Annotated in this window: 5 protein-coding genes, 1 tRNA gene and 1 pseudogene; 4 read left to right on the forward strand and 3 right to left on the reverse strand. The window is 34.3% G+C overall.

Annotated features, from left to right (window positions below):
- The first annotated feature begins 272 nt into the window (after positions 1-272).
- Positions 273-1,186 (forward strand): annotated as a pseudogene (locus tag OZD62_RS06225) (IS110 family transposase).
- A 75-nt stretch (positions 1,187-1,261) separates the two neighbouring features.
- A complete protein-coding gene (gene lpdA, locus OZD62_RS01415; RefSeq protein WP_275019276.1) occupies positions 1,262-2,635 on the forward strand; it encodes a dihydrolipoyl dehydrogenase in 1,374 nt (457 codons plus the stop codon).
- Between the two features lie 5 nt (positions 2,636-2,640).
- Here the strand turns inward: lpdA and OZD62_RS01420 are convergent, their stop codons facing one another.
- Positions 2,641-3,033 (reverse strand): hypothetical protein, encoded by a 393-nt coding sequence (locus OZD62_RS01420; protein ID WP_006279962.1) that lies wholly within the window; start codon positions 3,031-3,033, stop codon positions 2,641-2,643.
- A gap of 69 nt (positions 3,034-3,102) precedes the next feature.
- Between OZD62_RS01420 and murG the strand changes: the two genes are divergently transcribed.
- The gene (gene murG, locus OZD62_RS01425) at positions 3,103-4,134 is read left to right on the forward strand and encodes an undecaprenyldiphospho-muramoylpentapeptide beta-N-acetylglucosaminyltransferase (RefSeq protein ID WP_274979319.1); all 1,032 of its coding nucleotides are present in this window, start codon (positions 3,103-3,105) and stop codon (positions 4,132-4,134) included.
- On the opposite strand, the gene gshB is transcribed toward murG, so the two are convergent.
- Positions 4,119-5,048, reverse strand: a complete 930-nt coding sequence (gene gshB, locus OZD62_RS01430) for a glutathione synthase (RefSeq protein ID WP_038198626.1) — start codon at positions 5,046-5,048, stop codon at positions 4,119-4,121. The genes murG and gshB overlap by 16 nt on opposite strands.
- 60 nt (positions 5,049-5,108) lie before the next feature.
- Positions 5,109-5,705 carry a BON domain-containing protein gene (locus OZD62_RS01435; RefSeq protein ID WP_010962515.1) on the reverse strand — a complete coding sequence of 199 codons (597 nt, stop codon included), beginning with the start codon at positions 5,703-5,705 and terminating at the stop codon, positions 5,109-5,111.
- Between the two features lie 140 nt (positions 5,706-5,845).
- On the opposite strand from OZD62_RS01435, the gene OZD62_RS01440 reads away from it, so the two are divergent.
- Positions 5,846-5,927 (forward strand) — tRNA-Leu (locus tag OZD62_RS01440).
- Positions 5,928-6,119 lie beyond the last annotated feature (192 nt).

A 6,119-nucleotide genomic window follows, 5' to 3' on the forward strand; every position in this document is an offset into this window, starting at 1 on the left:
AACTTTTGCTTGAAATAACTGTTTATATGGTGCAATTTACAGCTTTTAGTTGCTAAAATTATAACTCTTAGTTTAATAATTTTAATCTAATAAGCTTTCAAGTTAATAAAATTAAATTATTTGAGTAAATACAATACTATGTTTTTATTTGTGGGTAATAGTAAGGCTTAAAGCAAAATGTAGTACGAACGGTAGGTGGATCTAAAAGATCGAATTACAATCCTGTATACAGCATTTTGCATTATTGTTTGATTATATTTATAGGTACAAAAGTGGCTAGAATAATTTTCATGGGAGTAGATGTTTCCAAGGAAGCATTGGACATCTCAATTAATGGCAAGCATAAGCGCATAGCAAACGTGAGTGATGCTATATCTAAGTTTATAGAAACAAATATAGTCGATTTACCCATCAAGTTATGTGTAAGCTGGTGGCTATGAAAAGCTCATTATAAAATTGTTGCAAGATAACTGTCCATAAAGCTCACCTGAATCGGGTATATGCATTTGCCAAAGCTTGCAATCATTTTGCAAAAACTGACAAGTTAGATGCTAAATTACTGGAAAAATACGCTGAATTTGTCAGTAAAGACGGTGAAGTAAAAGGATGTATAATTTCACAAAAGCAAGAGGAATTAAAGGAGCTGGGGGCAGTTGAGCGTAATTTAAATGATGCAATTCATGCAAACAAGTGTCGCCTGCAAAGTGCGACGGGAAAAGCTAGAGAATACATAGAAAGACAGATAGGGTTTGCTGAAAAACAATTGAAAGAAATTAGGCAAGACATAGAAGACGCAATAGCTGAATTGAAAGGAAAAAATGAGCTTTTAATCAGCTATAAAGGTATTGGATCAAAGACGGCGAGCGTTCTACTGACAGAGGTGCCTGAGCTTGGTAGATTAGAGAATAGAGAAATTGCATGCTTAGTTGGAGTTGCACCTAAAACTAGTGAAAGTGGAAGAAAAGTTGGCAAAGCTCAAATCAAAGGAGGCAGGTTTTATGCAAGGAAAGCACTATACATGTCAGCTCTTGTTGCTATGCGCCACAACAGAAAAATGAAAGCGTTTTATCAGCGTTTGGTTGATTCTGGCAAAGCTGCTAAGGTTGCATTAGTTGCTGTCATGAGAAAAATTATCGTTTGTTTAAATGCCATGATAAAAAATAACAACTTTTATCTTGACTCTTAAGACGGTAGATGACAGACCATTGATTGTATGGGTTCCATCTGTTATATATAATCTTTTTGAATACGAAGAAAACTGATGAATGAGTATGATATTACGGTTATAGGTAGCGGTCCTGGTGGTTATATAGCGGCAATTAGGGCGGCACAGCTTGGGTTTAAAACTGCAATTGTGGAAAAAGAAAAAAATTTAGGCGGTATATGCTTAAATTGGGGATGTATACCAACAAAATCACTGCTTAGAGCATCTGAGGTTTATAGGCTAATAAAAAGATCAAAAGAGTTTGGTATAGAAGTAAAGGGAGCGAATTTTGATATACAATCAATAGTGAAATACTCAAGAAACGTTGTTGATAAATTGTCAAGCGGTGTTGCATATTTGATGAAAAAAAATAATATCAAAGTTCATCAAGGTTTTGGTAAACTTGCAGGCAATGGTACTATAAAAGTCGTTAGCGATAAGGAAGAACAAGAAATTGTTTCCAAGCATATCATTTTAGCAACAGGCGTGAGGGCACGGAATCTGCCTGGAATAGAGGCAGATGGAGATTTAATATGGAATGCGCAGCACGCTATGACTCCAGAGAGATTACCAAAATCGCTACTAATTATAGGGTCTGGTGCAATTGGAATAGAATTTGCAAGTTTTTATAGTACTTTGGGGGGTGATGTAACAATCATAGAGATAAAGAGCACTATTTTGCCGCTGGAGGATAAGGACATTTCAGATTTAGCACAAGAAATATTCACAAAACAGGGGATAAAAATATATACAAACAGTAGCGTAAAAGCTCTTACTAAAAGTAAAGACTCTGCTCAAGTGCTACTAAGTAGTGGTGAGAGCAAAGAATTTGAGAGGGTGATTGTTGCGGTTGGAATTCAAGCAAATATTGAAAATATAGGTTTAGAAAATACAAAAATTAAATTAAGCCCTTCTGGCTTTATTGAAACGAATGAATGGTATGAAACTAGTGAATCAAATGTGTATGCAATAGGTGATGTAGCTGGCCCACCATGTTTAGCACATAAAGCGAGCCATGAAGCCGTGATCTGCATTGAAAAGATTGCTGGTAAAAATGCTCATGCGTTAAAAAAAGAATGCATACCAAATTGCACTTATTCTCATCCACAAATAGCGAGCATCGGCCTTACTGAGGAACAGGCAATAAAAGGTGGGTATGATATAAAAATAGGAAAATTTCACTCTAACTTTAATGGTAAATCTGTTGCACTCAGTGAAACTGAAGGGTTAGTGAAAACGATTATAGATAAAAAAACCAGAGAAATTCTGGGTAGCCACATGATAGGTGCAGAAGTAACGGAGTTAATTAGCAATTTTGCTCTTGCAAAGCAACTAGAAGGAACAGACTTCGACATAAAATCTACGATTTTTCCTCATCCAACCATTTCAGAGATGATACATGAATCAGTGCTTGCTGCAGATGTTAAATAGTTGAACTAACGTTCCATCGTTTTAGAGTTGTCAATGTCTTGAGTAGTAGTTTGATTAGGCACTTTAGTTTCAATAGATTGATTACCACCAGCATCAGAATTCTGTAACTCTTCTTTCAATCCCTTAGCTGCTTCTTTAACTTCAAGCTTTGCCTTTGGATGAAGATCTTCTGGGCCTTTTCCTTTAGTATCCAAACCTTGTTGTAGATTAGTGCTTTTCATTTTATTATGCTGCTCGTGCTCAGGTAGGTCAACGACCGAATTGAAAAGAATTTTTATTATATTTTTTAGCAGTTCTAAAAAACCTCCGCTTCTGCCTTCTCTTTGTTCTTGAGGTTTATTTTTCTCATTAGGTTCTTTTTTACTATTACTTTTAGGCATTTTTAACTCAACTATCATAACGCTTAATAAAATTCTACGTGCAAATTGTTAAATAACAGTTAACAATCTAGGATTTATTATTTACAGATGGATATTATTTTAGCAACAGGTGGCACAGGTGGGCATATCTTTCCGGCCATAGCTTTAGCAAAAGCACTAAAGACACAAGGATACAATTGCATATTATTCACTGATAAAAAAACAAATAAAAATACCGACATAGAAAGCTACACCTTACCATTACGTAGACCAAGCAGCAACAAATTTAAGCTTTTCCTTTTCTTGATATACAGCTCTATGTTAGCACTGTATCAAGTAAGAAAATTAAAACCAAAATCGGTCATTGGTTTTGGTAGCTATGCTTCTTTTCCAACTCTTCTTGCAGCAAGAGTTCTTTCTATACCTATAATTTTACATGAACAAAACACAGTTTTAGGGAGAGTAAATAGATTCTTTTTCAAGAGTGCAAAATTAATTGCAACCAGCTTTCCGGAGACTAAATATGCAGAGGGCAATAAATGTATTTTTACAGGAAATTTTGTTGATATAAAAGCACAGAGCCATTCTAGCACTGAGAAAATCCTAAATATATTGGTCATAGCAGGCAGCCAAGGTGCAAATTTTTTTGATGATGTAGTAAGCAGCGTAATTTGTGATTTACCTATTAAAATGAAAAAGAAAATTAGAGTGACGCAGCAATGTACGAAGAAAAATGTAAACAAGGTCAAAAGTCTATACAAAAGTGAAAAGATCGATTGTGAATTGAGTGAATTTTTTGATGATATGGAGAATAGACTGGCCAATGCTCACTTGGTAATTAGCAGAGCAGGAGCAACTTCAATAGCAGAGATCACTCTTGCTAGGCGTTCTGCTATATATATTCCTTACCCTTACTCAAAAGATAATCACCAATTTTATAACGCAAAATATATTGAAGACTCGAGAGCAGCTATAATAGTTAAGCAGAATAGTGAAGCAAAAAAAAATCTAACAGAGGTACTATTTGATCTATTAAATAATTCTCAAAAATTGCGTGATATGACCAATAGTACAGAAAAAACAGGGATAAAGAATGGGACTACTGAGTTTGTTAAGGTGATTGTTCACAGGTTTAGTTGATGGCTGCTTGCTTTTTCTTCAAACACGTCCCAAAGATCCTTTTCTAGCGATATATTATACAATTTATTGATATAAACTACTCCCGTGGGTGAAGTTGTGTTAATTTCGAGCAGGAAGTCATCTATAATATCAATACCAACAAATATTAGCCCTCTTTTCTTTAATTCAGGACCAATTTTGTTACATATTTCATTGTTTCTATCGTTCATTTGAGCGGGCTCAAAACTTGCTCCAAGTCGCATGTTTGTTCTGATCTCTCCACTGATTTTTGGAATTCGTTTCATTACACCAATTGGTTGGCCATAAAGTAGCAATATTCTTTTATCTTTATCTATGTTTTTACAAAATGATTGTGCAATCACAGGGCATTCGTATTTTGCTATCATGAGATCCACTACTACTTGAATACTATTCTCATCTTGTATTCTTATCACATCGTTTCCTCCATAACTATACAATGGCTTCAGAATAATATCTTGATAGTTGTAGTAGAAATCTCTAATCATTGATATATTTTCAGTAATCAAAGTTGGCGGAATTAGTTCTGGAAATAATGAAGTTATCAATTTTTCAGGACAATTTCTTATTTCTGTTGGATTGTTAATTACCAATGCGCTAGTTTTTTCTAAGATATATGTTGTTGTAATGTAACGCATATCAAAAGGTGGATCCTGTCTGATAAATATGATGTTCATTTCATTCAAGTTGATAGCTACATCTTTTTTGGAGATAAAACTAAAATCATCAACGCTGACTTTCTGAGCAAAAGCAATTGGATAGTTTAGCTTTAGTGCTAAATTATCAGGAGTATAAACAAAAATTTCATACCCCCTCCTTTGTGCTTCTTTTATTAGCGCAAATGTAGTATCAGTTTCAAAATTTATATTTTCATCCATCTGAAAGGCAATTTTCATTTATGTTCTCTACCTATTGTCACAACTGTACAAATGTTATAATTTGAAAGCGATTTTTGCCTAATGGCGTAACTTACTGTACCTGTATCGTACATAACTTACAACTTGTTTTACTCCCTTTACTTTTCTTGCAATTGCTATTACAGCTTTTAATTCCGCTTTATTTTGGGCTATACCCATCAAATAAACAACTCTATCAACCGTATTAACGCTATAATTAATTGACTTAATATTTCTTTTTCCCAGGAGTCTTGTTCTTATTTCCGCTGTTATCATGCCATCTACAGTGGTGTCTAGCATGGAAGCCATTTGAATTGGTATTACTCTTATTTCATTTATCACTTCTTTAATTTCTTTTTGCTGCCAAGCTATTTTTTCTGCTGTAAGTTGTTTTTCAGGAGTGTCAACACTTCCAATGAGCAATACTCTTCCTTCACTTACTTTAACCTTTATGGATGAAAATAGCCCATGTTTTAAGAGCCCCTTATTAATTCTGATGACCATAGTCGTATCATCAATGATATTTCCCAAGGATTTGTCCTGCATTGTTATTGCTGTTGCTGCCGCTGTAGCCACCACACCACCTATTATAAGGGTTGTGCAACCACTTTGTGTAATCAAAAAAATTGCGAGTAAGAAGCTTGTTATTAATCTCATTATTGATTTTCAGGGTTTAGAGCTTTCATTAAGAAATGTTAATAAGCTTTTTTGATTGTGTAAATACCATAAATTAAGTAAGACTTTAAACCTTGAATATTTTTAATGGAATACCTATAATAGGGTACTAAAAATTTCTTGCGGATATGGCGGAATTGGTAGACGTGCCAGGCTTAGGTCCTGGTGAGCTTGCTCGTGGGGGTTCAAGTCCCTCTATCCGCACTTTAAAGTCATGTAACTTAGGTTTTAAGGGAAAATTTATAATCACTAAATACACTTTTGTTTGTGTAAAAACCTGTTCTTAAGGATTGTGTTTAACTTAAATTCTGGTAAAATGACTCTATTAAGATATGAATTAAAATGTTAATAAATGAATTATGATGTCTAATAATATACCTCAAAATACAGTCGAAG

Source organism: Wolbachia endosymbiont of Drosophila seguyi, from assembly GCF_028981765.1.
Classification (GTDB): domain Bacteria; phylum Pseudomonadota; class Alphaproteobacteria; order Rickettsiales; family Anaplasmataceae; genus Wolbachia; species Wolbachia pipientis.